Genomic DNA, 26,971 nt, shown 5'->3' on the forward strand with positions numbered 1-26,971 from the left:
ACCTCGCGCCGACAAATTCTCGGCCCGACCCCGCACTTGGTCATGGACGCCCCCCCAGCCGCACATGACGGAGCCCGCTCCCCGACGCGCCGGGCCACCGTGCCGCCAGCCCATTGTGCCCCGGTTCCTGACGCCTTGGATGACGCATTCTCACCCTTGGAGAAAATCTGAAGAACGTGAAGAATCCGTGATCGCCCTGGCACGTAACTCGTGTGACATCCGTGATGTGACATCCGTGAGGAGAAGCCTTGCGCCCGATCAAGATGGCTCTGTCCCTCGGCGCCGCCGCCCTGATGGTGGCCGCCGGAGCGGCGAGCCCCGCCGCGGCCGCGCCGGACAACAACGGAAAGGCGATGACCTGGACGCTGCTGGCCGACGGTCCCAGCGGCACGGTTCAGGTGGGCGGCGGCCCGCTCAGCAACGCGTACACCGGTGACACGGCCGTCACCACCGCTCTCCCCGTACTGTGCCTCAAGATCGACAACAGCGCCGCGCCCACGGGCATCACCCCCAACTTCTACGCCGGTTGGGCCCGCGGCGCCGTCGCCGCGAGCAATCCGATCCGCGGCACGCGCCTGACCAGCCGCGCCGTCGCCGACAGCGTCTGCGCGAACACCTTCGGCGCGGGCTGGCGGATGGCCGAGTTCCACGACGGCCGGTACGGCCCGAACCTGGAGAGCTCCGGCGGCTGGAGCTACTGGGCCAAGGGCGAGGTGCCCGCGGGCACCCGCTTCTGGACGGCGATCAACGACCAGCCCGCCAACCCCTGGAACTGACCCGCCCGCGAGGAACCGCTCCGGTCCGCTGCCCCCAGCGGCGGGCCGGAGCCCCTCCGCACGCACGGGCGGCTCCCGCCCGCGCCCCCAAGGCCCGGACTCCGGGGCGATCAGAGCCTGTTGCCGACCAACAGCGCCAGATCCACGAGCCGGTTGGCGTACCCCCACTCGTTGTCGTACCAACCGACCACCTTCACCTGCGGGCCCAGGACGCGTGTGAGTCCGGCGTCGAAGACGCAGGAGGCCGGGTCGCCCGCGATGTCGGTGCTGACGAGCGGGGCGTCGGTGGCGGCGAGCAGACCCTTGAGCGGGCCCGCGGCGGCCTCGGCGTACGCGGCGTTGATCTCCTCGACCGTGGTGGCGCGCGTGGTCGTGACGGTCAGGTCGGTGACCGAGCCGGTGGGGACGGGCACCCGCAGCGAGAACGCGTCGAGGCGGCCCTGGAGTTCGGGCAGCACCAGGCCGATGGCCTTGGCGGCGCCGCTGGAGGTGGGGACGATGTTGAGGGCCGCGGCACGGGCCCGGCGCGGGTCCTTGTGCGGGGCGTCCTGGAGGTTCTGGTCCTGGGTGTAGGCGTGGACGGTGGTCATCATTCCGGATTCGATGCCGACGGCGTCGTGCAGCACCTTGGCAAGCAGGGCAAGGCAGTTGGTGGTGCAGGAGGCGTTCGAGATGACGGTGTGGCGCTCCGGGTCGTACGTGTCCTCGTTCACGCCGAGCACGAGCGTCGCGTCCTCGCCGTCGGCCGGGGCGGCGATGATGACCTTCTTCGCGCCGCCGTCGACGTGCGCCCGCGCCTTCGCGGCCGCGGTGAACACTCCGGTGGACTCGATGACCACGTCCACGCCGAGGTCTCCCCAGGGCAGGGCGGCGGGGTCGCGTTCGGCCAGGACCCGCACGGTCGCGTCGCCGACGCGGATGCCCGTGGGCCCGGCGGCGACCTCGCCCGGGTAGCGGCCGAGAACGGAGTCGTACGCGAGCAGATGGGCCATGGTGGCAACGTCACCGAGATCGTTCAGGGCGACGATCTCCAGGTCCGCTCCACGGGCGGCCGCCGCCCGGAAGACATTCCGGCCGATCCGGCCGAAGCCGTTGATGCCTATGCGCACAGTCATGGGGCTGTCCTTTCTTGCGTCTACGAGGCGTGCGGTTCTTGCGCCTACGAGGCGTGCGGCGCCCCTCGCGTCGAGGTCGCGGTGCGCCGACGAAAACATCATAAGCAACTTAATTAAGTGTGCGATATATTTTTGGAGTGGACGACACCATGAAGAACAGCGGGACCGCGAAGAACGGCGGGGGAAACGGCGCCGACGGCAGCCTGGACGCGGAGGCCTTCGCCGCCGCCCTCGAGAACTTCAACCGCTTCTACATCCGCCTGCCGGTCCTGGAGAAGCTGCCCTTCACCACGCTGTCGGTCCTGGATACCCTCGCCTTCGGGGACGGCCCGATGCGCCTGAGCGACCTGGCCCGCACCGAGCAGGTCAGCCAGCCCGGCATCACCCAGCTCGTCACCCGCCTGGAGCGCGACGGCCTGGTGGAGCGCCGCCCCGACCCGACCGACGGGCGCGCCGTCCTCGTCCACATCACCGCGGCCGGACGCCGCATCGGCCGGTCCCGCCACGAGGACCGGACCCGCCATCTGACCCCCCTGATCGCCCAATTGACCCCGGAGCAGCGGCAGTCCATCACCGAGGCCCTGCCCGCCCTGACCCGCCTGGCCGAACTCGGGCGCGCCCAACGCTGATCCGCCCCGCACCGTCGGAACCCAGCCAATCCGCAAGTTCACCCGATGGGGTGACATACGAGGCCGCCTGTAGACATGTGCCCCGTGGTGTCAGGGAGCCTGGGAGTGAGGAGTCACGGGGAGGGGGCAGGTATGTGGCAAGCGGTTGCTGAACGCGTCAGGACGCAACTCGTCCGTGATCCGCGCACGTTGCCCTGCGCCCGGGTTCCCCGGTCCCTGGTGCGGGTCACCGGGTGCGTGACGCCCCCGGTCGTACGCCTTCCGAGCCGTGCGAGTAGGCCGAAACCGGCGGAGACGATAGCCCCGCGCGTGCGATAGAAAGCGTGTTGCAGAAAAGGGCACCACTCGTCACAGCGCCGGTCCCCCCTCACGGGACCCGCCCCACTTCACGTCCGCTCCCGCGGCCTCCCACTCAGCCACATCCTCAGCGCCTTTCACGTCACTCGCGTCTCTCACATCTCTCGCATCTCTCACATCTTCGCGCACCCGCGTGCCCGGTCCACTCCACGCGGCTCCGCGCCCCCATGTCTCACCGAGCGCCGCCCCGAGCACGCCAGTCGGCGCGTTCGCCGTCGCCCTGAGACAGCTCCCCGACCACGTCCGTCGCACGTTTCCAGCCCGACACATGGTTCAAGTGGGCCTCGGTCCGGCCGACGTCCCACGTCCGATGTCCCACGGGGGAATCGCATGTCCGTGCCACCGTCACCCCAGCCCTACCGGCTCCTGCGCGCCACCGACCTGCTCGACCTTCACTTCCTGTTCCAGGGGCTCCGCATCGACCGCCCCCTCATCGGGCCCCGCCGCCTGATCCGCAAGGACCCCGCCCAACCGGCCTACCTCGTCGTCACGTTCGGCCCCCAGCACGTGGCCGAACAGGCCTTCTTCGAAGTGAGCGAGGGCATCCCCGAACCGGAGCCGCCGACCGCACCGGGCGCCGCACCTGACGCACCTGACGCACGCGACACACCTGACGCACCAGCCGCCCCCGGCGGCAGCGAGCCGCACAAGCCACCGCCCGTCGCCTCCCGCATCGGCGGCCGCAGCGTCCTCGTCTTCGCCGTCGGCGCCCGGGACGTCATCCCGTACACGGAATCCGGGCTGCTCACCGCCATGCGGACGCTCCCCCTGCGGGTCGTGGACGCGGCCCGGGAACCCGCCGCAGCGGCGGGCCTGCGCCAGGCCATGACCCGTCGGCCCGACGACGTCTTCCAAGCCCTGCGCCTCGCCCGGACCATGGCGGAACTCTCCTCGCGCCACGGCCCCCACGGCCCCGTCGCCGCAGGCCTCCGCAGCGCGCCCACCCCGGCCGAGCCGTCCGAGCGGTCGGCCGGAGCAGCCGCCCTCGGCCCCGGCCCCGAGAACCCCCTGGCCGACCCCGCCAACCCCCGTACCGGCATCGAACTCCCCTACCGGCTGCTCCTGTCCCCGCCCCAGACGACGACCTGGACGCACACCACCGAACTCCCCGCCCCCGACGGCCGCATCGAGCTGTGGCACACCCGGATGCCGGCGGGCGACGCCCGCGCGGTGTGGACGCGCGACCCCGGATTCAACCCCGCCGACCCGCGCCCGCTGGACAGCCCGAGCGAATTCACGATGGCGCTGACCACCACGGACCGCTCCTCCGTGGTGCACCTGAGCTCCAACACCAATCTGCCGGGCGACTTCACGCCCGCGCCGGTGAAGGTCGACCACCTCGTCCTGTCGTCCCTCGGCGGCTGGCTCGACTCCCTCGGCGTGTGGGAACGGCCGCCCACCGGCTTCGGCGTCACGCAGTGGCGGCACCGCGCCTCGATGGGCCGCGACCACTACGTACGCGTCATGTACCGAGGGCGCCTCTTCCCCTTCGGCCACCTCGCCGACCTCGTCAAGGTCACCGAGCGGAAGTTCGACCACGACCGCCCGGACAACGCGGCCTACCTCAACCAGCGGTTCTTCATCATGGTCCGCGAGCCGGTGCGGGCGTACGGCTCGACGGCGGACAACGACGACCAGAAGCGGCTGCGCAGGCTCTTCCCCTTCACCAGCGTCCGGCTGCTCACCCTGGTCACACCGGACCTGCTGCCGCCGAAGCCGATCCCAGGCCTGTCCACACCTGGCGGCGACCCCAACGACAAGTTCGCCTTCTTCCCGGTGACCCTCACGGAGGACCCGTTCCGGTTCCAGGTGAGCATGGTCGACGTCGACGGCCGCGTCCTCGAATTCGCCACGCCCATGGCGTTCGTGGGCAAGCGGGTACACGAGAACGCCGCCGACGTCGAGAAGATCATCCAGCACTATCACGGACTGATCGCCGACGCGCGGCGGCCGGAGCCACCGGACCTCGACGACGCCGACGTACGGCGAGTCGTCGCGGACGTCCGCGGCCAGTCCGTGGCGTACGCGCCGAGCCGCAAGCCCGACGACACGACGCTGCCCACCGCCCAGTTCGTGTGGGGCGCCGTCACCACCCCGTCGATCCTGGCCCTGGACCCCACCGACCACCCCCGGTTCCTGCCGACGGTGCGCTGGGCGCGGGCCGTCGTCCCCGCCCTGAGCCAGTTCAACACCGTCTCCGGCGGCGACGGGACGCAGTCGGTGTTCTATCCCGAGCCGTACGTGACCAACGCCTTCACCGAGGCGAACAAGGGGCAGCTGTTCATCGAGCTGGCCGAGACCGTCGACCTGACGTTCCGCAACGGCGGGCAGACGGCGGGGGCGCTCGCCCAGCCCAGCTTCCCGGTGGCGGGGCTCTCCCGGGTCACCGGGCCCGTCGCCGCGACCCCCGCCCCTCCGCCAGGACCCGAGGCGGACGCGGGCCCCGCCATCGACAAGTGGGCCAACCTCGCGCAGGGCCGGTTCAATCCGAAGGACTTCTTCGCGAAGCTGTCCGAGGCGAAGCTGTTCGGGATGTTCCCGCTCACCGAGATCATGAGCGAGATCGGCCTGGACAACCTCAAGGCGCCGAACTTCTTCACGGCGACGGTCAACGCGGTCACGGGATTCCTCAACGACCTGCGCGGGCTGCGCGATCTGCTCGCCTCGGTCGAGGAGCAGTTCCCGGAGATCGCCGACCAGGTCATCCGCGTGACGGACGCGGCGGCGCTGTTCGCGGAAACCCTCGTCGAGTTCATCACCAGCCATCTGGAACAGGACCCCGACCCCCTCCCCATCAGGGAGGTGGAGAACGCCTTCAACGCGTTCTCCGAGGCGCTCACCGCGCTGCGCGTCGCCCTGCCCGCCGCCGTGGACACCGGCGTGCGGCAGCTGCTCACGCGCATCGCCGAGCAGGCCGCCACCTGGGACGACGCCGTCGGCCAGGCCCTCGCCCTGAAGCAGGCGATCCAACTCGCCGCCCTCGGCGCCAAGTTGCCGGACGTCGTCAACTCACGGTTGCAGTGGCAGCCCGACATCAAGCCCTGGTCGCCGGGCAAGCCGACGCCCACCAGCCCCGACAACGCGGTGTTCTGGCCGTTCGGCAAGCTGACGCTGGTCGCCGACCTGCGCGGCTCGCTGCGCCCGGACGTGCCCCAGGCCGCGGACGTCTCCTGCACGCTGGACAGGTTCCAGCTGCGCATGGTGCCCGGCTTCGACGCGATCGTGCTGAAGTTCGACCGGATCCGGTTCGGCATGCGCGCCGGGCAGAAGCCCGACGTCGAGGTGAAGTTCGGCGGCATCGACTTCGTGGGGAACCTGGCGTTCGTCCAGACCCTGCGGAACATCATCCCGCTCGACGGCTTCAGCGACCCACCCGCGATCACCGTCGACGGCTCGGGCATCCACGCGAACTTCTCCATGCAGCTGCCGAACGCCGCCGTCGGCGTCTTCAGCCTGGAGAACATCTCCCTGAACGCCGCGCTCTCGGTGCCGTTCATCGGGGACACGCCGCTGCAGGCCGGGTTCTCCTTCTGCCGCCGCGAGGCGCCGTTCCGCCTGACGGTGTCGATGCTGGGCGGCGGCGGCTACTTCGGCATCGTGCTGAGCCCCAAGGAGATCGCAGTCCTGGACGCGGCCCTGGAGTTCGGGGCCGCCGTGTCCATGGACTTCGGCGTGGCCAGCGGCAGCCTGTCGGTGATGGCCGGCATCTACTTCCGGCTCGAACTGACCGGGGGCCCAGGCTCGCCCCGCAACAAGGTCAAACTCGTCGGCTATCTCCGTGCGCGCGGCGAGGTCGACGTCCTCGGCATCGTCTCGGCGTCCATCGAGCTCTACCTGGAGTTCGGCTACGAGGACGGCTACGCGGTCGGCCGGGCCAGCCTGACCATCAGCATCGAGATCGGCTTCTTCGAGACGTCGGTGACGATCCGATGCGAGAAGCGGTTCGCCGGGAGCAGCGCGTCGTTCGCGCTCGCCGGTGGCGCGGCCGCCCCGGGCATCGCCCCGCCGACGTTCACCGATCTGATGTCCCCGTACGTGGACCCGGTGACCGGAGCGCGCGTCGACCCCGTCTTCGACTACTGCACGGCCTTCGCGGAGGTGGCGTGAGCATGGACAGCATCCGATGGACGGTGCTCCCGGACGGCGTGGTGGAGGGCGACGCGGTGCGCGTGTCGATCCTCGTCAGCCCCAGCCTGACCGGGATCGACGCGCTCGGTGGCTCCGCGTACTTCGTGAACTGGCCGAAGAAGCTCGCCGATGTGCTGCTGCCCGCCCTGTGGCTGGAGTTCGAGAGCCCGCGGGGCACGATCGTCAAGCAGTGGCAGCCCACCGGCCGCTACCCCGCGGCCGACGCCGCGCTGTGGCAGACCCTGTTCACCCCTGCCACCTTCGTCCGGCGGCCCGAGGATCCCGCCGCGTTCGCCGCGGCCGAGCAGCGCACCCTGCGCTCGTACCCGGGCAAGCTCGTGCACGACGAGGTGACGGGGGTGTACGAGGCGGTCGCCGTGTACACCACCCGGAGCAGACTGGGTGCGCACTGGGCCCGCGAGGAGCGGATGCTGTGCGAGGAGCCGCCGACGGACCACCGCGGCTGGGAGCTGCCTTCGATGTACCGGATGTGGGACATCCTCTCGCAGCAGGTCCTTGATCTCGGCAAGAACGTGCAGACCGGGTTCGCGGCCGTGGAGGAAGCGTTCGACCCGCACGGTGACGGACCGCGGTCCGCCGCGCCCGAGCACGAGCCGCGCTTCATGGACCGCACGAGCACGTTCTACAACGACGAGGACAGACGGCGGATGCTGCCCCTCGCCGAGGCGGCCCGGTTCTACGAGCGCGGCAAGGAACCAGCCCCGCTCGCCGAGGTGCCGGAGCACCGCGTGGACTTCCACGAGGCGTGCGGCCTGATCGGCGACTATCCGGAGCTGCAGCGCAGATTCGGCCTCGTCGTCGACCTGCGTTTCACGATGCCCTCGGGGGTGGCCGACGGGACGAAGGTCCGGGTGCTGTTCGACGACGGCGTCACCGGCGACGCCCAGCTCAACGCCCCGGGCAGGCGCCCCTGGACGAAGATCCGGTTCACCCGTGGCAGCGTCTTCGAGACGGCCGAGGAGACCCCGGGGGCGCTCACCGGCCGGGTCCTGAACCTCGGCGACCCCGAGTCCTGGCACCTCACCGAACTCGACGTGGACGGCGCGGCCCTCAAGCACGTCGACTACGCCCGCTCCATCGACGACCTGCTGAGCGGCGACCTGCCCGGCGGCATCGGCTCGGTCGCCCAGCAGGTGACGGGCACCGGCACCCCCGCCGCCCGGGGCTCCGGCATCACGCTCCTGCACACCGACCGGGACCGCCAGCTCGCCGGTCTCATCGGCGCCGACGTCCGACGCCGCACGACGGCCGCGGACGCCGACCTGACCGCCGAGAGCCTGGTGCGCGGCTACCGGGTGGACATCGGCGCCGTCGACCCGGCCACGGGCCTGGTGACGCAGTGGCGGTCGCTGCTGCGGCGCCGGGGCCGCTATGCGATCCGCCGGCCCGGGCAGCCGCCCGTGGAGATCCAGGTCCGTCCGGACGAGGGCACGGTCCGGGCCAGCGTGGTCACCAAGGACGGGGCCGACAACCGTCAGCTCTACGGCCACCAGGCCGTGTTCGGCTGGCACGGCTGGAGCCTCGCCGCGCCCCGGCCCGGCCGCACCATCGGCCTGGGCGACACGCCGGAGGAGCCCGCTCCACCGGTCTCCCGGGACGTTCCCCTGGACACCAAGTTCACCGCGGAGCCGGGCTCGCTGCCCGCGCTGCGCTACGGCCGGACGTACCGGATGCGGGCCCGGGTCGTCGACCTCGCGGGCAACAGCCTGGAGCACACGGCCAGTACGCCGCAGGCCGTGCAGTCGGAGGCGATCACGTACGGGCGCTGGGAGCCGGTGCCCCAGCCGGTGGTGATCCCGCTGCTTCCGTTCAACGAGGGCGAGTCCACCGAGCGGCTCGTCATCCGCAGCACGGTCACCGACGACGGCCGGGAGATCTCCACCGACGAGTACGTCCTGTGGCGCTCGGACGTCCCCGACCACAAGCCGGAATCCGACGTGGACGGACTCGACCGGCAGTACAAGGCCATCGCCGAACGCCATCTGGCGCCGCCCAAGACGGCCCTGCAGATGGCCGAGGAGCACGGCGTGTTCGACGCGGCCTTCGGCGCGGGCAAGCCCGAGCGGCTGCGCCAGGAGTACGTCGCCGTGGCCTCCCGCGAGGCCGGGTCCTTCCTGGACACGGTGGTGCGCGACCCCGAGTGGCCGTACCGGGAGCACGACCTGCTGCGCGAGGACAGCATCCACATCGCCAAGCACGACGTGCACGACCCGCTGCCCGTCACGCCGCTTCCGCTGCCCCGGCGGGGTGCGGAGCTGCAGCAGGGCGAGTTCGTGGTGCACGACTCCGACCAGCTGATCCTGCCCTACCTCCCGGACGTCCTCGCCGAGGGCGTGATGCTGCGCGGCCTGCCGGGCGACCGGGAGAACCGCAAGATCCCCTTCCCCGGGCCCTGGCCGCAGGCGAAGCCGTTCAAGCTGCGCATCCTGGAGGGCACCGGCGAGCCGCACTTCCACGACGGCCTGATCGAGCGGGTCCTGGAAGTGTTCCTGCCCAAGGGCGAGATCGCCAAGGTCCGGCTGAGCTGCTATCTGGACCCGGCGAAGCTGCCGCTGCTGCGGCAGTGGGGTCTGCTGACCGGCTCGCAGTTCTGGACGGACCTGCCGGAGCGGGACAAGACCTTCGTGACGCGGGCCAGCGCCGACGGCGAGAACTGGATGCTCACCCCCTGGGTCGAACTGACCCTGGTGCACGCCGTGGAGAAGCCCGTGCACCCGCCGGAGCTGAGCGGCCTCGGGTCCGCCCGGGAGGCAGAGCAGACGGCCGCCCGGCTGACGGGCGAGCTGAGGAGCCACGCCGAGAGCAGCGGCCATGTCGAGCTGGACGCGCACTGGAGCGAGTGGCTCGACGACGTCACCCAGACCGCGCCCGCCCGCATCGACGGCCACACGCACCTGGAGGACATCACCCTGGAGTACACCGACGACGTGGAACAGGTCCGCCGCACCCACGAGTTCGGCGACACCCGGCACCGCAACGTCCGCTACACACCAACCGCCGTCACCCGCTTCCGCGAGTACTTCCACCCCAGCATCACGCAGGACCGCAGCAAGGTCATCCGCGTCGGCCCGACGCACGCCCCGCTGCCGGTGCCCAGTTCCCGCAGGCCCGAGCCGCCGGTCGTGGCGTACGTCGTGCCGACCTTCCGCCGCCAGCGGGGCGTCGACCACCAGCGGCAGACGGTCACCCAGCGGCGCGTGACGGCGGGCCTGAGGGTCTATCTGAACCGTCCGTGGTTCTCCTCGGGCGACGACGAGATGCTCGCCGTGGTCCTCGACCCGGGCACCGGCCTCAAGGACCACCTCGCCACCCGCTGGGGCGTCGACCCCGTCTGGTCCGGCACCCCGCCGCTGCCCAGGCCGGCGGCCGCGCACTTCCCGAACGCGGAGCGGCGGCCCACGGGGCTGCGCCTCGCCGAGTCGCCGGACTCGGCGCCGGTCCTCGTCGACGCGGTGGCCTTCACGCCGAAGTACCACCAGGAGCGGCAGCTCTGGTACGTCGACATCGACGTGGACTTCGGCGCGGGGGCGGGCCCGGCGGCGTACTTCCCCTATCTGCGCCTCGCCCTGGCCCGCTACCAGCCGTACTCGGTGGATCCGCTGCACCTGTCGAAGGTCGAGGTCGCGGAGTTCGCGCAGGTCCTCCCGGAGCGCGCCCTCACCGGCCGCCGGGAGGGCGACCGCCTCGACATCAAGCTGACCGGTCCGGCGCCGTTCAATGAGCTAGGTGAGATCAGCGGCACCGGCGCCGCCGCGGCCGCGGCGAGCCGACGCGTCGTGGTGACCCTGCAGAGCAGGGCGAGCCTCGGCGAGGACGACATGGACTGGAAGCAGGCCGCCGCCCCGGTGGACCTCGCCTGCCGGGCCGAAGGGGGCGGCTTCGTGTGGAGCGGCGGCGTCCCCGCGCCCGGCGGCCAGTTGCTGACCCTCTACCGGCTGCTCGTGCAGGAGTACGAGCTGTACCGCACCGACAAGGACACCGCCACGGACACCGTCACCGTGAACGGCCAGCCCGTGGCGGCGGCCCGCCGCCTCGTCCACGCCGACTACTTCGGCCTGACCGTCGGCCTCCTCGGCCGGCTCGACTTCGAACTGTAGGAGGACCGCGATGCGCAGACAGGCGATCACGGCCTGCGTGGCCGCGCTGATGATGGCGCTGACGTGGTCGACGCCCACCTCGGGCGCGCCCGCGAGCCGGGCCAACGACCCGCAGCCGCACCGGGGCGGCGCCGACCTCGTCGTCCACCGCAGCGAGGGCGACTTCGGCTGCACGTCGGGCTTCACGGTGCGCAGCTGGGACGACGGCAAGCGCGCCATGGCCACGGCCGGACACTGCTCCAACGCCCTGACCGGGGTGAAGGTGACGTCCGGCCAGTACACGTACGGCTCGTTCTCGAAGGCCGCCTTCGAGGAGAAGGCAGACCTCGGGCTGATCAGCGGGACGCCGGACAGCGCGCAGACGTACGCGCCCACGCTCTGGACGGACGGCGGCCCGGCCGGTTCACCGGTCGCCCGCCGCGTGCTCGGCAAGGCCGACGCTCCGGCCCAGGGCTCCAGCATCTGCATCAGCGGAAACATCACCAAGCTGGTCTGCGACATCACCGTCCGGCACCTGAGCGACGGCGTGGAGTGCGAGAAGGATCCGCCGAAGCGCTGCACCAAGGGGCTCGCCCGCGCGGTGAAGGGCGGCCACACGATCTCGGACTTCGGCGACTCGGGAGCGCCGGTGTTCGTACCGATCGACACGGTGATCGACGGGCACCCGGTGCACGGCGCGCTGCTCGTCGGTCTTTTCGTCGCCGGTGGCAAGCAGAACCCGTCAGGGCCGGACGACTTGGTCGTCTTCCACACGGTGAAGCAGGTCGAGTGCTTCCTGAGGGTCCAGGTGCTCACGTCGCAGGAGGCGGACTCGGGGAACACGCAGCCGCCGACACCCCGGCGCGACTGCGGGTAGTCCGACGCCGCGCGTCGGCCACTTGGGTGACACCCGCGTACAGGCGGCGGATCCGGGCAAGCGAACGATGTCCAGGAGCCGCAGAGCGACGGGAGGTTGCCGTGTTGCACTCCCCAGGAGAACAGCGAGCGTGCCGGGAGTGGGGGTGGGACGCGCCGACGTCGGCGGCGCAGGCCCGTGAACTGGCGCGGGACTTCATGACAGCCGTCGGCTACCACGACGAGAGACACCGTGAAGCCGTCCTCGTCGTGGTGTCGGAGCTGGTGACCAACGCCCTGCGGCACGCCCGCGGGGTGACCGGCCTCCGGCTCAGTCAGCACGACCGGGGTCTCACCGTCTCGGTCCGCGACGCCGGGAACCGGCCACCGCGGACCCTGCCGCTGGACCCGGGCCGCCCCGGCGGCTTCGGGATGCATCTGGTGCGCGACCTCACCGAGGGCGTGCGGGTGGAGTGGCGCCCCGGGGGCAAGAACGTCTGGGCGACGGTGCCGCAGCCGCGCACCGAGGAGAGGTGAGCACCGCGCCCGGACGAGCCGGTGTGCTCCGGATCGCGGACTTCGCATCTCGCACGACTTGCGGACTTCGCGTCCCGTACGACTTGAGGCGAGACGGTTCGTCTTGCTATGGTGAGGTCATGGCCTTCCTTTTCTTCGTCTGAGTCCGGGCACGGCCCCTGCCGCCGTTTCTGCCGCCCGTCGACCCTTCGTACGCCCAGGGAAGTCCCATGCGCGACCGCGCTCATACCGCCCTGCCCACCGCCGTCCCCGCCGTGGCGCAGCTGTCCGTCAAGTCCGTCACCAAGTCGTACGGCACCCGGACCGTCCTCGACCAGGTCTCCTTCACCGTCCGGCCGGGCGAGAAGGCCGCCGTCATCGGTGAGAACGGCTCCGGCAAGTCCACCTTGCTGCGGCTGCTCGCCACGGCCGAGACGCCGGACGCCGGGGAGGTCACCGTCCGCTTTCCCGGCGGAACCGGCCACCTCGCCCAGACCCTCGACCTCAAAGCGGACTGCACCGTGCAGGACGCCGTCGACCTCGCCCTGACCGATCTGCGCGCCATGGAGCGAAGCCTCCGTGCCGCGGAGGAGTCCCTCGCCGACGCGTCGGACGAGGAACTCGCCACGTACGGCGACCTGTTGATCGCCTACGAGGAACGCGGCGGATACGAGGCGGACGCCCGGGTGGATGCCGCCATGCACGGGCTCGGCCTTGCCCGGATCACCCGGCAGCGCCCGCTCGGCTCGCTGTCCGGCGGCGAGCAGTCGCGCCTCGCGCTCGCCTGCGTCCTGGCCGCCTCCCCCGAACTGCTGCTCCTGGACGAGCCGACGAACCACCTCGACGCGGCGGCCGTGCGCTGGCTGGAGGAACACCTGCGCGCCCATCGCGGCACCGTCGTCGCGGTCACCCACGACCGCGGCTTCCTGGAGCACATCGCCACCACGATCCTCGAGGTCGACCGGGACGAGTGCACCGTGCGCCGGTACGGCGACGGCTGGGCCGGATACCGCGCCGCGAAGGCCGCCGCCCGGCGCGGAGCGGAGCAGCGGTACGCGGACTGGGTCGAGGAGGTGGCCCGCGCGGAGGAACTCCTGGAGGCCGCGGGCAGGAGGCTGGCCACCACGGGCCGCGACCCGAAGCAGGGCTTCGGCAAGCACCGCCGCTCCAGCGAGGCGAAGCTCGGCGGGCAGGTGCGCGCGGTGCGGGAGCACCTGGCGCGGCTGCGGCGCGACCCGGTGGCGGCGCCGCCGGTGCCGCTCAGGTTCACGACGGCGCTGCCGTCGGCGCCCGGCGGCCCGGTCCAGGGCGCGCTCGCCGAGCTCGACGACGTACGGGTCGGGGAACGGCTGCGCCTGGACGGCCTCCTGGCGATCGAGCCCGGAGGGCGCCTTCTCGTCACGGGCGAGAACGGCGCGGGCAAGACGACGCTGCTCCGCGTCCTGGCGGGCGACCTGCGGCCGGACGCGGGCACGGCGCGCCGTCCCGCCCGGATCGGCTACCTCGCTCAGGAACTGCCCGCGCACGCCACGCGGCGCACGCTGCTCGCCGCGTTCGCCACCGGGCGGCCCGGACTGCCGGACGAGTACGCCGAACAGCTCCTGTCCCTCGGCCTGTTCCGTGAACAGGACCTGCACGTCGCGGTCGCCGCACTGTCCGTGGGGCAGCGTCGGCGGCTGCAGATCGCGACCCTGGTGACCCGGCCCGCGGACCTCCTCGTCCTCGACGAGCCGACCAACCACATCGCCCTCGACCTGGTCGAGGACCTTCAGGCGGCGCTCGCAACGTACCCAGGGGCGGTGGTCGCGGTCTCGCACGATCGCGGCTTCCGTGCGTGCTTCGAAGCCGAGCAGCTGGAACTGCACGCCGGTCGCAGGCGCTGACCCGGACCGACTTGGGGCAGTCATACCTCTGCCCCCGCGTCCGACCGCGGGGGCAGAGGAAGGGGCCGGATCAGACTCCGGCCGGCATCAGGCCCGCGCGCAGGCGGCCGATGATGCGCTTGAGGAGTCGGGACACCTGCATCTGGGAGACGCCGAGGCGTTCGCCGATCTCGCCCTGGGTCAGTTCCTCCACGAAGCGCATGTGGATGATCTCGCGGTCGCGGTCGCAGAGCTCACCGATGAGGGGCGCCAGGCTGTTGAAGTCCTCGACGAGTTCGTACGCCGCGTCCTCCTCGCCGATGAAGTCGGCGAGGGCCGCCTCGCCGTCGTCGCTGCCGCCGCCCATGAGCAGCGCGGCGTTGAGGGACGTGGAGGTGTAGCCGTTGGAGGCCTTGCGGGCCTCGATGACCTCTTCCTCGGACAGGGACATCAGCTCGGCCAGCTCGGCGGTGGTCGGGTCCCGGTCGAGGCGGGTCGCCAGCTCCTCGGTGGCCTTGACCAGTTCGATGCGCGCTTCCTGGAGTCGGCGCGGGACGTGCACGGCCCAGCTGGTGTCGCGGAAGAAGCGCTTTATCTCACCGACGATGTACGGCACGGCGAAGGTGGCGAACTCCACCTCGCGGGACAGGTCGAACCGGTCGATGGCCTTGATGAGGCCGATCGTGCCGACCTGGACGATGTCCTCCATCTCGTCGCCGCGGCCCCGGTAGCGCGAGGCGGCGTAGCGCACGAGCGAGAGGTTCATCTCGATCAGCGTGTTGCGCACGTACTGGTGGTCGTACGTGCCCTCTTCGAGAACGGCGAGGCGGTCGAAGAACTGCCGGGAGAGCACCCGTGCGTTGTGCGGCTCCACGGTCGACGGTGCTTCGATCAGTGGCAGTTCTCCCTCCACGCAGGCCTCGGCCCTCGTCGACCGGATCCCGGACACTGTCGGCCTGCGTGCACCCATCGCGGCAGCCACACGATCCACCCTTCACTCGACGGCACCCCGTGTCACGATCCGGGGACTCAAGACGCGTCTGCCCCTCGCTCGTGGTCCCACACCTGGCGATCCGGAATTGCGTCACGCACTCACTTGCGAGCTACCTCCCGACCCGGCCCGCGGCCCGGACCAGGCGGGCGAGTTCGGGATGGAACACGTCGAAGTGCGCGCCCTGCGGCGGCGCTCCGCCGCGGACGACGGCCGAGGCGTCGACGCTGACATAGCCCGAGCTCGGCAGAGCGTGCTCGGCGAGCGCGCCGGCGAGGGTGAGGGTGAGGCAGCCTTCGACGCCCTGTACCCCGTCGTAGCCGAGCGCGCCCCACATCCGGTCGGCTCCCACCAGTGAGGGCGACTCGCCGATCATGCGGTAGGCCAGCGGGAACAGCAGACCCAGCTCCAGGTCGTGGTGCGAGTACACGCACACCACTGGGCCCGCGACACTCTGTGCCACCCCGGCGAGCGCTCCCCCGCCGCGCATCTGCTGCGGCAGGCGCCCGGCGAAGGCGAAGTGGGACAGGGCGGCCTGAAGCAGCGTCACGGAGGCGGGCCCGCCCCTCGCCGTCCTGAGTCCGCGGACGGCGTACGCGACGAGCCGGGCCCCCGCGCCGTGGCCGACGAGATGGATCCGGGTGTCCGGCAGGGCCTCGGTGAGCTGTCCGAGCGCGGGGGCGAGCCCGGTCCCGCCGATCAGTCCGGCGCGCCGCCTGATGGCGTACGAGACTCCCTGGCACAGGAGTTGGTGCGCGCCGTCCCACAGCCGGTCGTGGGCGCCTTTGGACTCCGTGGCTCCGAAGGCGCGGGTGCCGGGGGTGAGGGGCTCGGGGCGGGAGAGCCAGTCGGCGGGGGCGTCGGCGGGGCGCGGGCCCGCGCTCTCGGCCTCCGTCAGTGTTCCGGACTTCGACACCGTAGGTGCCTCGGTGCCCCGCCCCGGCTGCTCGATCCGCTCCGGGCGCTGTTCGGTGCGCTCGGCCTCTTGGTGGGCCTGTTCCAGGGCGCGTGCGAAGCCCTCGCAGACGTGGTCGGTGCTGTCGAACAGCATCGCCGGTTCGGACTGGGGCAGTAGTTCGTCGCTCATGTCGGTGGCGTAGGCGGTGACGGGGGCGTCCAGGGGTTCCTCGACGAGTCGCCGCAGCATCATGCCCACGTCGTCGACGGCGCCGAAATGGTGCGGCCGTTCGTCCACCAGGGCGCGCAGTTTCGCGATGACGCGGTCCTGGCCGGGGAACGTGCGGCGGAGCGCGGACTCGGTGGCGTCGGTGAGCCGGGGTTCCGGCTCGAACCGCATGCCGGGCCAGTGCACGCTCACGAAGCCCACGTCGTCGTCCGCGGCCTCGTCGGTGAACAGGTCGCGGAAGCGGGCGTCGACGTCGGCGGTCGTGTCGGCGTCGTTGTGGGCGCTGTGCGCGAGGAGCACCAGGTCGCGGATGCCCGCAGCGCGCACGGCGTCCGCGATCCGCGCGCACTGCCCGCCGTCCGCATCGCCGCCGTCCGCGTCGAACTGGATCGCCCAGCGGGGCCGGGTGCTTTCCGGGTCGTCCTCGGAACTGCTCATGCGTTCCCCCGAGCCGGTGATGGTCTGCGTCGAGCCGGTGGCGGGTGCTGTGTCCGCAGCATGCTCGGTCGCGGCCGCGGTGGCTAGGGGTGGGGCTCCGCCGTAGCTGGGAGCGGGGCCTCCATGGCGTGGAGCGGGGCCTCCATGCCGTGAAGCGGGGGCGCGGTGGCTGGGAGCGGAGCCTCCGCGACGTGAAGCGGAGCCGTGGGGACGTGGAGCGGGGCCGTGATGGCCAGAGGCGCGGAAGCGGGAGCGCGGCGGCCGACATCTGCTTGTCCGCCCGACGCCAGGCGCCGGACACCCGCTGCCGGGCGCCGGGCCGGACGGCCCAGAGGCCGCGCCCCGCCGCCGGTCGCCGGGGTGCCGCACACCGCCGTCACTCCCCCGCCCCCTCCGGCGACGTCCGCACCGCCTCGTGCGCCTCCCGGATCATCGCGGCGGCACGCGGGAAGTCGCGGGCCTCGGCATCGAGGACGTCGAGTGCGTGCAGCAGCGACTCCACCGGTACGTGGCGTGCGGCGAGGACGGCGGCGGTCCAGCGCCCGAACGCGGCGAACAGGCCGGAGTCGTCGACGTACAGGGCGGCGGCGAGGAACGCGACGATCTGGGCGACGTCGTCGGCCGTGTGCTGGTGCTGGGCTTCGGTGTAGTCGAGGAGCGCGGGGAACCGGGAGCTGAGCCCGTTGAGGGTCGCCCGCACGAGTTGGGGCGCCGCGCGGCTGATCAGCGTGTACTCCTGGTCGAGGAGGTGCTTCAGCGGTTCGTCGGCGAGCGGGGTGCCAACGGGCCGTCGCGGCAGGCCCTCGGTGAGCCGCGCGGCGGCGGTGCGGGCGTCGGCGGCCCAGAGGTCGGCGCCGAGCAGTTCGGCGTGGCGTCCGCCGGGCCCGAAGGCGGCGCCGCCCGCGAGGACGGGCACACCGGCGGCCCGGCAGGCGGAGATCGCCGCGTGGGCGGTGGGCAGCCGGGTCGCGAGCGAGCCGGACAGAGCCACGGCGTCGGCGCGGGTGTGGTGCAGATGGTCGATGAGGTGTGCGGTGGGCACCTGCGCGCCCAGGAAGTCGACGCGCCAGCCGCGCAGGGTGAGGACTTCGGCGAGGAGCCGGGCGGGCAGGGCGTGCCACTCACCGTCCACGCAGGCGACGGTGATGCGGGGTCGTGCGGGTGTGTCGGAGGGGGTTCGGGCGCCGGGCGGAGTGGCCTCGGGGTGTGGAGCGGGGGTTCCACCGAGTCCGTGCGGGGCGGGGGTCCCGCCGAGTCCGTGCGGGGCGGGGATTCCGCCGAACCGCTGCTTGGTCGGGGCCTCTCGGAGCCTGTGCTTGCCAGGGGCCCTGCCGGGCCTGTGCGTGGTGGGGGTTCCGCCGGGCCGACGCGTGGCGGGGGTCTCGCCGGGCGGTCGGGACAGTGCCGCGATGACGCGTTCGTTGATGGCGGTGGCGGCGTGTTCCTGGGCGACGGTCAGCTTGTTGACGGCCCATTCCTCGCCCACGCGTCGCTGGACGGCTCCGATGACGTCCAGGAGGACGCATTCGGCGTCGAGGCCGTCCTGGAGCGCGGCGCGGGCGGTGTCGGCTGCGGTGGGCTCGTCGCCTGCCATGACCGCGTGCCACAGGGCGGCGGCCCAGGGGGCGGCTCGTTCTTCGGGGGCGGTGACCGTGGGTGTCATCGGGAGCTCCAACGGGGGTGGCTGTCGGCCGGGTCCGGGCGGGGCCGGGCGGGTGCTCAGATCGGGGCCCGGGCGTGGATCCGGGAGCGGGGCCGGGAGTGGATCCGGCAACGGCGCCGGGAGTGGGCCGGGTACGGGGGACCAGCGCGGGGGGTGCTTTAGTCGCAGGGCGCTTTCCACGTGACGCGGACGGTCTTCCCGCCGGAGTACACGTACACGTCGAGCGTCGTCGTGAGCGTGGCGGCGAGCAGCATGCCCATGCCGCCAGTGCCGTTGCGGACGTCGGGGAGGCGCGGGACGGGCGGCTGTTCGCTGGCGTCGTCGATGTCCGCGATCAGGCCGTCGCGGTGCCCGTGCAGCCGCAGCCGCCACCAACCCGTGGCGTGTCGGAAGGAGTTGGTGCACAGCTCCGACACGACGAGCGCCACGTCGGCGGCGTCGACGGCGGGGCAGCGTACGGCGGCGTAGGCGCGGGCGGCCCTGCGGGCCCCGCCGATGCCGCAGTCCTCCGCGTCGACCGTGAGGAGTGCGGGACCGTCTCCGGCCGTGGGGCACCAGGCCCCCTGAACCGTCGCCCGGTCGCACAGCGGGCACGGCGCCGTCACGCCGCGGGCCGCGCCGCGCGCGGTCACGTCCGGGGAGTGGGTCATGGCGCGCACGCCTCCTCCAGGGAGTCGCACACGTGGAAGAACCCGAGGGTGCCCGTCACCCGCAGCAGTTCGCGCAGCTGCGCGGGCATCGGGCCGAGGATGCGCAGGTCGCGTCTGCGGTGGGTGCGGATGAGGACGTTCAGGAGCGTGGAGTCCGCGAACTCGAGCCGGGTCAGGTCAAGGACCAGACGGAGCGTCAAAGGCGTTGACTCCAGGGCGAGTTCGATGTCCGGCTCGTACTCGACATCCATCTCACCCACCACCGCAATCACCCGCACACCACGTCTCTTGTCGGCGTGAACTTCGACCGAGCACTGGGTCGCCGCATCATCATGCGTCCACTGCATTCCGCCAGTGTCGACCCACCGAACGCGGTCCCACGCGGCCAAACCCCCATGGGGGACCCGTCGAATTCATGTCCAGCGGTAGCCCCTCTTCCGCTTGGCACGCCGCAACGATTCAGCAGGTCGGGGCGTCCTCATGACGTCACATCGGCCCGCGCGTCGGCCCGCCTGGCCCGGTTCTCCGCAGCCCAGCCCGCGCCCACGGCCAGCACCACGGCGCACAGCGCGAGTGACAGCGTCGACCAGTTCATCCACACGTAGTCGGGACTGCTGGCGTACGAGGTGCCGTCGTAGCGGACGCAGTCGAGGCCAAGGGGCAGGTACGAGGGCCGGGCGTGGGAGAGGTTCCGGACGGTGTCCGCGTCGAAGCCGTCGTGGCAGACCGGGCCCGGCAGCGAGTTCGCGCCGTCGCCGACCGCCACGTCGGCCGTCAGGACGGCGAAGAACCCCAGGGAGTAGACGGACGCGGCCGCACAGGCGGTCATCGTCGCGGCACGGCGCAACAGGTGCACCGGCCAGGGCTCGGGCCGCCCGGGCAACGCCATCGCGGCGACGCCCACGGCGGCGATGAGAGCACCGATGGCACAGAGGGCGGGGACGCCGAAACCGACCAGCACGGGCGTCACCACCTCCCTTGAGGGGACGTCTCCTGCGGGGCGGCTGTGGGCATGGACCCACCCCACCAGGCCCCCACCCGGCAGGCTGTGGCGGAAGCTACTCCTCCTGTCACAGCGGCGCCACAGGCCGCACGGGCCTCAGGAGTTCGCCGGTTCTTCCTGGCTCACAGCGCGGGCGCCGCGGTGAGGTGGGTACGGCGACGCGGTGCGGCGATGACCACGAGCCCGATGTCGTCGTGGCGGCGCCCGCCGAGCCAGTCGGCGACGAGCATCTGCACCCGCTCGGCGATGGCCTCCGGCGGATGCCCGGCGCACTCCGCGAGCGCCGCCCGCAACCGCTCCTCGCCGAACTGGTCGGTCCCGAGCGGGCCGCCCTTGGCCTCGGTGACGCCGTCCGAGTACAGCAGGCAGGCCTCTCCGGGGCGCAGCGTGGTCTCGTACGTCTGCGTGGACACCTCGGGCAGGGCGCCGACGAGGGTGCCGTGGGTCGGGGCGGCGAGGACGTCCCCGTCGCGTCGCACGATGAGGGGTGGCGGATGCCCGGCGCTGGTCAGCCGGAGCGCGACGGCGCTGCCACGACGGCTGACCGAGGCGAGCACGAGGGTCGCGAAGCGGCTGTCGTCCGTGCCGAGCAGGGCGGCGTTCAGGGCGCGCAGCAGCCGCTGGTGGTCCGGTTCGAGCAGGTGCAGGGCGCGCAGCGTGGTGCGGATCTTCCCGGTCAGGGCGGCGGCCTCAAGACCTTTACCGCATACGTCACCGAGGACGACGTGGGTCTCGCCGCCCGCCTCGGGCGCGGTGCTGATGTCGACGAAGTCGCCGCCGACGCCGAGTTCGCCGTCCGCGGGGCGATGCCCGACCGCGTACTCGACGCCGTCGACGCGGCGCGGCCCGGGCCGCAGCGTGTCCTGGGTGAGCAGGTCGGCGACGGCCGTCTGCTCGGCGTGGAGCGTCGCGGCGGACAGGGCGGCCGCGGCGCGCACCGCGAACAGGCGGGCAAGGGCCTCGTCGTCCTCGGTGAAGGGCTGCGCCCCGGCGCGGCGCATCAGGACCAGGGCGCCGATAGGGGTGCCGCGTCCCGGGAGTGGCGTGACCATGAGGGCGCCCGGGGGCTCGGAAGCGCCGGAAGCACCGGAACCGCCGCGCGCGCCGGTGGGGTCGGGGGTGTCGACGGAGTCTGGGGCGTTGACGGAGTCGGAGCCCCGCCCCTGGAATGCCTCGGGCAACTCGAAGGCCTCGGGCAGCATCCACGACGGCAAGGCAGCCGGGTCCAGCCAGCGCGCGGGAACGGGCGGAAACCCCTGCAGTGCCTCCGCGAGCCCCGGTACGTCGGCGGGGTCACCGGCGAGCCGCCCGTGCGTGACCTCCCCGTCGCGCCGGGCGGCAGCCACCGGCGGACGTGCGCCCCGGCCCGCGCCGACGACAACGGCCGCGTCGGCCAGGTGCCGGGCGGCGAGCCGGGCCGTACTCCCCCTGCACTCCTGGGGGTTGAGGCGGGCGAAGAGTTCATCCGAGACGTCGGCGAGGAGGCGGGCGCGCTCGCGCTCGGCGTCCGGCGCGGTGTGCGGGTCGGGGTCGTCGCGCAGCCACCACAGGACGGCCTCGGCGCCGTCCGCCGGGGCGGCCTCGGCCCGCAGGGCACGCCCGGCCACCGCACCGGCGGCCGCGCGGTCGCGGCGCGCGTGCGCGTCGGCGAGCCAGGACGGGGCGTGCCGCGCCAGGGAGGTGCCGGCTCCGACGCCGGGGAGCAGGGCGGTCGCCGCGGGGTTGAGCCACCGGACGCGCCCGTCGGCACCGGCGAGGAGGAGGGGCCACGGCGCGGACTGCAAGGCGGCGCTCACCGCCCGCGCGGCGGACTGCTCGGTCGGGGTCCCGCTGTCTCGTCTCACGTACCGGAACGCCGTGCCTCGTGGGCACGAATTCCCCTCACCCTCTCATCACCCCTTCGACCTCTCGACGACCTCGTGCCCTCCGGGTCGTCGAACGACCCGGAGACGAGCGCGGTACGACCGCGGCCCGGCCACGCGCTCCCACGTCATGGAGAGCCGACGATCCTCCTGATGAACGTTCCGCACAATCCTTGCGGGCGGGCTCCGGCGCGCCCACCGGGCGCCACAGAGGCGGAATGATCACTTCGGGCGACAGGGCGAAAGCTCCTTCGAGTTTTGACATTCCGTAGCGCGAAAGGTTGCACGCGACACGCGTGGTGATCAACACAATGATGGAGATGCCGTGAAGACCGTATTGTCATCGCGTTCACATCTCTCGCCGGGCACCACTTCTGACCCGGCATCATCCCGTGGGGGGATCCATGCGACACCGCACTCGCGTCGCCATGCTCGGCTCGGCCCTGGCCGTGGCAGCGGCGGGCTTCGCCGCGCCCGGCGCCGTGGCCGCGCCGTCCGGCGACGTCACGATCGACAAGGTCGTCGTGAACGGCGGCAAGCCGATCGTGCTCGGCACCACCGCAGGCAAGACCTTCACCGTCTCGGTGACCGCATCGGACGACTCGGGCATCGAGACCGCCGACATCTCGCTCTTCGGCGGCGGCGCCGGCCACGCCCTGCCGCAGGGCAACCCGAAGTGTGTGGCGGACAGCACGACGACGTCCACCTGCACGGCGAAGTTCACGCTCGACCCGGACACGGACTTCTTCGACAACGGCCCGGCCGGCACGTGGTACGTCGACGCCCTGGTGACGGCGAACGACATCGACACCATCCTGGCGGAGAAGGCCGGTTCCTTTAAGGTCCAGCGCCAGGCCAAGCTCACGGTGAACGCCTCCCCGGAGCCCATCAAGAAGGGCAAGACCCTCACCGTCACCGGCGCGCTGACCCGCGCCAACTGGGAGACCAGCAAGTACGCGGGCTACACCGGCCAGTCCGCGAAGCTGGAGTTCAAGAAGAAGGGCGCCACGGCCTACACCGCGGTGAAGACCGTGAAGACCGACAACAAGGGCAACCTGAAGACCACGGTCAAGGCCTCCGTCGACGGCAGCTACCGCTGGACCTTCGCCGGGAACACGACGACGTCCTCGGTGAGCGCCACCGGCGACGCCGTCGACGTGATCTGATCACTCGGCAGTAGCACTCTTCACCTTCTTTCGCCGGGCGCGCGTGAACCCACGCGCGCCCGGCGATCGCGTTCCCGGCACGACGCGCGACGCACCTCGCACAGCACCTCTCGCCCCGACGCGCCCCACGCATGCCCGTCACCCCATCAGCGCGCGATCCGCGCCAACTCCACCCCCGCCAACAAGAAGGCGCCGACACCGAAGTCCGCGGTGCTCCCGTACGTCACGGGCTGACTGGACTCCGGCCGGTCGCCGACTTTCTGAACGAAGCCGACGAAGCCGTCGGGGTGCACGGCGGTCGCGACCATCCCGTTCCAGGCCCGCGCGGCCACCGGCACATAGGTCGCCGCGTCGACCAGCCGCGCCGCCACCGCGTACGCCGTGCCGTAGACGAAGAAGGCCGTGCCGCTGGTCTCAGGCCCTGGCAGATGGGCGGGGTCGGCCAGGTTGACGTTCCAAAAACCGTCCGCCCGCTGCACCTTCGCCACCGCCGTGACGAGACGCACGAGCGTGGCGTGGTACTCGGCCGTGTGGCGTTCACTCGCGGGCAGCGCCTTGAGCGTCTTGACGTGTCCGCCCGCCACCCACCCGTTGCCGCGCGACCAGAGGACCGGCCTGCCGCCGGGCGAGAGGATCCCGCCGGGCAGGAACCGCTTGTCCCGGTACCAGAGCCCCGACGCGCCCGCGTCGTACAGTCCGGGTCCGCCCTCGGCCGTCTTGGTGTGCCGGTACAGGGCGAACATCTTGTCCCAGTAGCGCGGGTCCTCGCGCAGCGCGCCGAGCCGGGCGAACGGCGGCATCGCCATGTGCAGGGCGTCGTCCCACCACCAGTCGTCGTTCTTGGCCGGCTGGTCAGTGAGGGTCATGCGCCGCAGGCAGGCCTCGATCGCGGCGAGCTTCTGCGCCTCGGGTTCGAGTTCGTACAGGTCGAGATAGGCCTGTCCCGCGCACTGGTTGTCCGCGTGCCGGGTGGTGACACCGCCCTTGAGCCCATACGCGTGCTTCTCGGCCCACCGGCGGGCGTACGCGAGGTAGGGCGCGGCACCGGTCAGACGGTGCAGGGCGAGCAGGCCACTGAAGAAGGTGGCGTTGGCCCAGCCGTTGTCGCCCGGGTCGCCATGCGCACCGATCCAGTGGTCGGCGACGCGCCGCAGTACGCGGATGATCGCGTCCCGGGACGGCAGCTCGGCTCCGGGCACCACACGCCCGGCGGACGCCGGTTCCGCGGCCGCCAAGGCGGCGGAGGCCCGCCACGGCGACGCGAGCGCGGCGGCGGACAGGGCGGTGCCGCCCACGAGCACATGACGTCTATGCATGTGAACTTCTCCTTCATCCGTGGTCGCGCACCATCCTGAGGGCCGACTCCCCGTGCTGTCCACGGGCCGTGAGTGAACTTCTGCGCCACGCGGGGCGATTCAAGTCGCCGACTGGGATTCAGGGTTACGCACCCGGGGAGCGGGCTGGCTCGAGCCTTTGCCTCGTACCCGCCTTCGACTTCGCCGACCGCCCCGGGGCCGTGCGCTGCTCGACAGGCACGCCCATCGACCAGGTCCTGAGCCGTGTTCGCGCCAGCGCCCGGCTCATCCTGCGGATTCGGGGCGGACTTCCAGCAGTAGCAGGTCGAACTCCGGACCGTCAGATGTGTTGCGGTACGGGCCCGCGTACCGGTAGCCCAGTCGCGCGTACAAGCCCTGGCCACGCTTGTTGTCGGGAAGCGCGAGAAGCGAGGACCACCGCGGGTTGATCGCCCTGAGCAGTGCCGAGTGCAGCCAAGCCCCTAGCCCGCGGCCCTGCCACGGCGGCCGGACGGCGAGTTCACACAGCCCCATCAGTCTCTCCGTGCGAGCACCCTCCGGGACCTTGTCGACGAGATCGGCGTCGATGAGCGGTGGGACCTGGCCCGGCCCGTACACGCGAATCACCACATCGGCGCGCGTGCTCGGCGTGGTCACCATTTTCCTCCTCGGCTGACGCCCGTCGCGGTGCGGCGTTCCTCCAGCCAGTCGGCCACCGCCTCGACGTCGGCGTGCCGCCGCAGCGCGCTTTCGACATTGTGCAGCTGCTTCAGCAGTCGGTCGGAGCTCACTTCGAGGAGAGGCGCCAGGACGCGCCTGGCGTCCTCGGCAGCGGCTTCGGGCTCCGAACGGTCCTTCACGGCATGGTGCACGGCAATGTCAGCGGCGTACAGGGCGCGATTACGCGCGAAGGCTTCGCCGTGGAGGAGGGCTTACTCAGCCCCGAGAGCAGCGCGTTCGTGCTGGTTCAGGTCGGCACGGGCGAGTGCCTTGAGAGTGGCTGCACCAGCACCGTCACAGTGGACCGCCCTGCAGGCTGCAACGCGTGGTCACGTCCAAGGGGACCATCTTCAGGAACGGCTGACGGCACGGCTGATACCGGCTGCGATCGTTGTCGCGAGTAGCCAGCCGGTGATGCTCAGCGCGTAGCTCAAGGGCAGCGGTTCGCGTGCGCCCCGGACTCAGCGCCCTCGCAGTTCGACTATGGGCCATCGCCGACCCTTGGCGGGCATCCTGGGGCATCGCATACAGGCGGCGGTTCCCTCCCACGCGCCAACTGGTCCCGAATGGGGGCCAGTAGCGGCTGCGGGCTGCACAAGCACACGAGCCGAGGGCTGAGTGTCGGGGCGAATCCACCGGCCCGAGCCGCCGATGGGAACGAGTCGCAATGTGCACAGCGTTCACACCCTTGACGCGGACACGGCGATCGGTATGGTCTAGTCCAACGAAGCGGAATCCCGTTGTCCGGCGGGCACTTGGCTGCCCACACCCACCGTCCGGCCTGCGGCGGACCGCGCTCCGGCACGCGGTCCGAACCCCACATCCGCACTTCACACCGCCGTTCTTCGGCGTCCCCCCATGGAGTGAGCCATGCGATCTCGCATACTCGGTCTGCTGACCGCCACCGTCTCCGCCGCCACACTGCTGACGTTCGCGTCGCCTGCGTCGGCCGACAAGACGGACAACGACGGCAAGTCCTCGTCCGGCAAGGCGGCTGCGGCGTTCATCGTCAGCGAGTCCCAGTTCAACCAGATGTTCCCGAGCCGGAATCCCTTCTACACGTACAGCGGCCTCACGGCGGCCCTCAGCGCGTACCCCGGGTTCACGAACACCGGCAGCGACACCGTCCGCAAGCAGGAGGCGGCGGCTTTCCTCGCCAACGTCAGCCACGAGACGGGCGGTCTGGTCCACATCGTGGAGCAGAACCAGGCGAACTACCCGCACTACTGCGACAAAACGCAGCCCTACGGCTGTCCGGCGGGCAACGACAAGTACTACGGCCGCGGACCGATCCAGCTCAGCTGGAACTTCAACTACAAGGCCGCGGGTGACGCGCTCGGCATCGACCTGCTCCACAACCCCGACCTGGTCCAGAACGACGCCGCCGTCGCCTGGAAGACGGGCCTTTGGTACTGGAACACCCAGAACGGCCCCGGCACCATGACCCCGCACAACGCCATGGTCAACGGCGCCGGATTCGGCGAGACCATCCGCTCCATCAACGGCAGCCTGGAGTGCAACGGCGGCAACCCGGGTCAGGTGCAGAGCCGCATCGACAAGTACAAGGCCTTCACGCAGGTCCTCGGCGTGGACCCTGGCGGCAACCTCAGCTGCTGACCTGAGCGCCCCGAACGCCGAAGCGTCGGCGGGCGCGGAGGGCCCCCCGCCCGTACAGGGTCCCGCCACACCTCCGCCCCCCCCCAACCCACACGGGTAACGAAC

Annotated in this window: 20 protein-coding genes; 9 read left to right on the forward strand and 11 right to left on the reverse strand. The window is 71.8% G+C overall.

Translation table 11 applies throughout. The features are described from left to right. The first annotated feature begins 248 nt into the window (after positions 1-248). Positions 249-776 (forward strand): hypothetical protein, encoded by a 528-nt coding sequence (locus ACFVHO_RS01485; RefSeq protein ID WP_385708508.1) that lies wholly within the window; start codon positions 249-251, stop codon positions 774-776. A gap of 110 nt (positions 777-886) precedes the next feature. Here the strand turns inward: ACFVHO_RS01485 and gap are convergent, their stop codons facing one another. Further along, positions 887-1,891: a type I glyceraldehyde-3-phosphate dehydrogenase gene (gene gap, locus ACFVHO_RS01490; RefSeq protein ID WP_385708511.1), complete on the reverse strand. Its 1,005-nt coding sequence runs from the start codon at positions 1,889-1,891 to the stop codon at positions 887-889. A gap of 137 nt (positions 1,892-2,028) precedes the next feature. Between gap and ACFVHO_RS01495 the strand changes: the two genes are divergently transcribed. The 6 genes from ACFVHO_RS01495 to abc-f all read left to right on the forward strand — a co-directional run bounded on the left by ACFVHO_RS01495 (position 2,029) and on the right by abc-f (position 14,356). After that, a complete protein-coding gene (locus ACFVHO_RS01495; RefSeq protein WP_385708514.1) occupies positions 2,029-2,520 on the forward strand; it encodes a MarR family winged helix-turn-helix transcriptional regulator in 492 nt (163 codons plus the stop codon). Between the two features lie 687 nt (positions 2,521-3,207). Next, complete coding sequence (locus ACFVHO_RS01500; RefSeq protein WP_385708517.1) at positions 3,208-6,984, forward strand: hypothetical protein; 3,777 nt, start codon at positions 3,208-3,210, stop codon at positions 6,982-6,984. A gap of 2 nt (positions 6,985-6,986) precedes the next feature. Further along, positions 6,987-11,123 carry a hypothetical protein gene (locus ACFVHO_RS01505; RefSeq protein ID WP_385708520.1) on the forward strand — a complete coding sequence of 1,379 codons (4,137 nt, stop codon included), beginning with the start codon at positions 6,987-6,989 and terminating at the stop codon, positions 11,121-11,123. A 10-nt stretch (positions 11,124-11,133) separates the two neighbouring features. Next, on the forward strand, positions 11,134-11,979 hold the full coding sequence (locus ACFVHO_RS01510) for a hypothetical protein (protein WP_385708523.1): 846 nt from the start codon (positions 11,134-11,136) through the stop codon (positions 11,977-11,979). Between the two features lie 101 nt (positions 11,980-12,080). Further along, positions 12,081-12,494, forward strand: a complete 414-nt coding sequence (locus ACFVHO_RS01515) for an ATP-binding protein (RefSeq protein ID WP_385708526.1) — start codon at positions 12,081-12,083, stop codon at positions 12,492-12,494. Between the two features lie 209 nt (positions 12,495-12,703). Beyond that, a complete protein-coding gene (gene abc-f, locus ACFVHO_RS01520) occupies positions 12,704-14,356 on the forward strand; it encodes a ribosomal protection-like ABC-F family protein (RefSeq protein WP_385708529.1) in 1,653 nt (550 codons plus the stop codon). Between the two features lie 70 nt (positions 14,357-14,426). On the opposite strand, the gene ACFVHO_RS01525 is transcribed toward abc-f, so the two are convergent. The 7 genes from ACFVHO_RS01525 to ACFVHO_RS01555 form a co-directional block, all read right to left on the reverse strand. Further along, positions 14,427-15,305 carry an RNA polymerase sigma factor SigF gene (locus ACFVHO_RS01525; protein WP_385708637.1) on the reverse strand — a complete coding sequence of 293 codons (879 nt, stop codon included), beginning with the start codon at positions 15,303-15,305 and terminating at the stop codon, positions 14,427-14,429. A 133-nt stretch (positions 15,306-15,438) separates the two neighbouring features. Next, the gene (locus ACFVHO_RS01530) at positions 15,439-16,890 is read right to left on the reverse strand and encodes a hypothetical protein (RefSeq protein WP_385708532.1); all 1,452 of its coding nucleotides are present in this window, start codon (positions 16,888-16,890) and stop codon (positions 15,439-15,441) included. Positions 16,891-17,266: 376 nt separating this feature from the next. Continuing rightward, entirely contained in the window at positions 17,267-18,553 is a 1,287-nt protein-coding gene (locus ACFVHO_RS01535; protein ID WP_385708535.1) for a cobalamin-dependent protein, read from the reverse strand. A 158-nt stretch (positions 18,554-18,711) separates the two neighbouring features. After that, positions 18,712-19,203 carry an ATP-binding protein gene (locus tag ACFVHO_RS01540; protein ID WP_385708538.1) on the reverse strand — a complete coding sequence of 164 codons (492 nt, stop codon included), beginning with the start codon at positions 19,201-19,203 and terminating at the stop codon, positions 18,712-18,714. Further along, positions 19,200-19,550 carry an STAS domain-containing protein gene (locus ACFVHO_RS01545; RefSeq protein ID WP_385708541.1) on the reverse strand — a complete coding sequence of 117 codons (351 nt, stop codon included), beginning with the start codon at positions 19,548-19,550 and terminating at the stop codon, positions 19,200-19,202. Before ACFVHO_RS01545 ends, ACFVHO_RS01540 begins: the two co-directional genes overlap by 4 nt. A 131-nt stretch (positions 19,551-19,681) precedes the next feature. Next, positions 19,682-20,173: a hypothetical protein gene (locus ACFVHO_RS01550; RefSeq protein ID WP_385708544.1), complete on the reverse strand. Its 492-nt coding sequence runs from the start codon at positions 20,171-20,173 to the stop codon at positions 19,682-19,684. 155 nt (positions 20,174-20,328) lie between these two features. Continuing rightward, positions 20,329-22,050, reverse strand: a complete 1,722-nt coding sequence (locus ACFVHO_RS01555) for a PP2C family protein-serine/threonine phosphatase (protein ID WP_385708546.1) — start codon at positions 22,048-22,050, stop codon at positions 20,329-20,331. A gap of 422 nt (positions 22,051-22,472) precedes the next feature. Here ACFVHO_RS01555 and ACFVHO_RS01560 point away from each other — a divergent pair, with 422 nt between their 5' ends. Continuing rightward, positions 22,473-23,234 (forward strand): calcium-binding protein, encoded by a 762-nt coding sequence (locus ACFVHO_RS01560; RefSeq protein ID WP_385708549.1) that lies wholly within the window; start codon positions 22,473-22,475, stop codon positions 23,232-23,234. A gap of 146 nt (positions 23,235-23,380) precedes the next feature. Here the strand turns inward: ACFVHO_RS01560 and ACFVHO_RS01565 are convergent, their stop codons facing one another. The 3 genes from ACFVHO_RS01565 to ACFVHO_RS01575 all read right to left on the reverse strand — a co-directional run bounded on the left by ACFVHO_RS01565 (position 23,381) and on the right by ACFVHO_RS01575 (position 25,389). Continuing rightward, positions 23,381-24,550 carry a glycoside hydrolase family 88 protein gene (locus ACFVHO_RS01565; protein ID WP_385708552.1) on the reverse strand — a complete coding sequence of 390 codons (1,170 nt, stop codon included), beginning with the start codon at positions 24,548-24,550 and terminating at the stop codon, positions 23,381-23,383. A 264-nt stretch (positions 24,551-24,814) separates the two neighbouring features. Continuing rightward, on the reverse strand, positions 24,815-25,186 hold the full coding sequence (locus tag ACFVHO_RS01570; protein ID WP_385708555.1) for a GNAT family N-acetyltransferase: 372 nt from the start codon (positions 25,184-25,186) through the stop codon (positions 24,815-24,817). Beyond that, positions 25,183-25,389, reverse strand: coding sequence for a hypothetical protein (locus ACFVHO_RS01575; RefSeq protein WP_385708557.1), 207 nt, complete (start codon positions 25,387-25,389; stop codon positions 25,183-25,185). Before ACFVHO_RS01575 ends, ACFVHO_RS01570 begins: the two co-directional genes overlap by 4 nt. Positions 25,390-26,119: 730 nt before the next feature. Between ACFVHO_RS01575 and ACFVHO_RS01580 the strand changes: the two genes are divergently transcribed. Beyond that, entirely contained in the window at positions 26,120-26,866 is a 747-nt protein-coding gene (locus ACFVHO_RS01580; protein ID WP_385708560.1) for a chitinase, read from the forward strand. Positions 26,867-26,971 lie beyond the last annotated feature (105 nt).

Source organism: Streptomyces sp. NPDC127108, assembly GCF_042677545.1.
Taxonomy (GTDB): Bacteria; Actinomycetota; Actinomycetes; order Streptomycetales; family Streptomycetaceae; genus Streptomyces.

Excerpts from the sequence above, each read along its gene's own strand:
- gap (WP_385708511.1), bottom strand. The coding sequence starts at position 1,891 with ATGACTGTGCGCATAGGCATCAACGGCTTCGGCCGGATCGGCCGGAAT.
- ACFVHO_RS01500 (WP_385708517.1), top strand. The coding sequence starts at position 3,208 with ATGTCCGTGCCACCGTCACCCCAGCCCTACCGGCTCCTGCGCGCCACC.
- ACFVHO_RS01505 (WP_385708520.1), top strand. The coding sequence starts at position 6,987 with ATGGACAGCATCCGATGGACGGTGCTCCCGGACGGCGTGGTGGAGGGC.
- ACFVHO_RS01510 (WP_385708523.1), top strand. The coding sequence starts at position 11,134 with ATGCGCAGACAGGCGATCACGGCCTGCGTGGCCGCGCTGATGATGGCG.
- abc-f (WP_385708529.1), top strand. The coding sequence starts at position 12,704 with ATGCGCGACCGCGCTCATACCGCCCTGCCCACCGCCGTCCCCGCCGTG.
- ACFVHO_RS01525 (WP_385708637.1), bottom strand. The coding sequence starts at position 15,305 with ATGGGTGCACGCAGGCCGACAGTGTCCGGGATCCGGTCGACGAGGGCC.
- ACFVHO_RS01530 (WP_385708532.1), bottom strand. The coding sequence starts at position 16,890 with ATGAGCAGTTCCGAGGACGACCCGGAAAGCACCCGGCCCCGCTGGGCG.
- ACFVHO_RS01535 (WP_385708535.1), bottom strand. The coding sequence starts at position 18,553 with ATGACACCCACGGTCACCGCCCCCGAAGAACGAGCCGCCCCCTGGGCC.
- ACFVHO_RS01540 (WP_385708538.1), bottom strand. The coding sequence starts at position 19,203 with ATGACCCACTCCCCGGACGTGACCGCGCGCGGCGCGGCCCGCGGCGTG.
- ACFVHO_RS01545 (WP_385708541.1), bottom strand. The coding sequence starts at position 19,550 with ATGCAGTGGACGCATGATGATGCGGCGACCCAGTGCTCGGTCGAAGTT.
- ACFVHO_RS01560 (WP_385708549.1), top strand. The coding sequence starts at position 22,473 with ATGCGACACCGCACTCGCGTCGCCATGCTCGGCTCGGCCCTGGCCGTG.
- ACFVHO_RS01565 (WP_385708552.1), bottom strand. The coding sequence starts at position 24,550 with ATGCATAGACGTCATGTGCTCGTGGGCGGCACCGCCCTGTCCGCCGCC.
- ACFVHO_RS01580 (WP_385708560.1), top strand. The coding sequence starts at position 26,120 with ATGCGATCTCGCATACTCGGTCTGCTGACCGCCACCGTCTCCGCCGCC.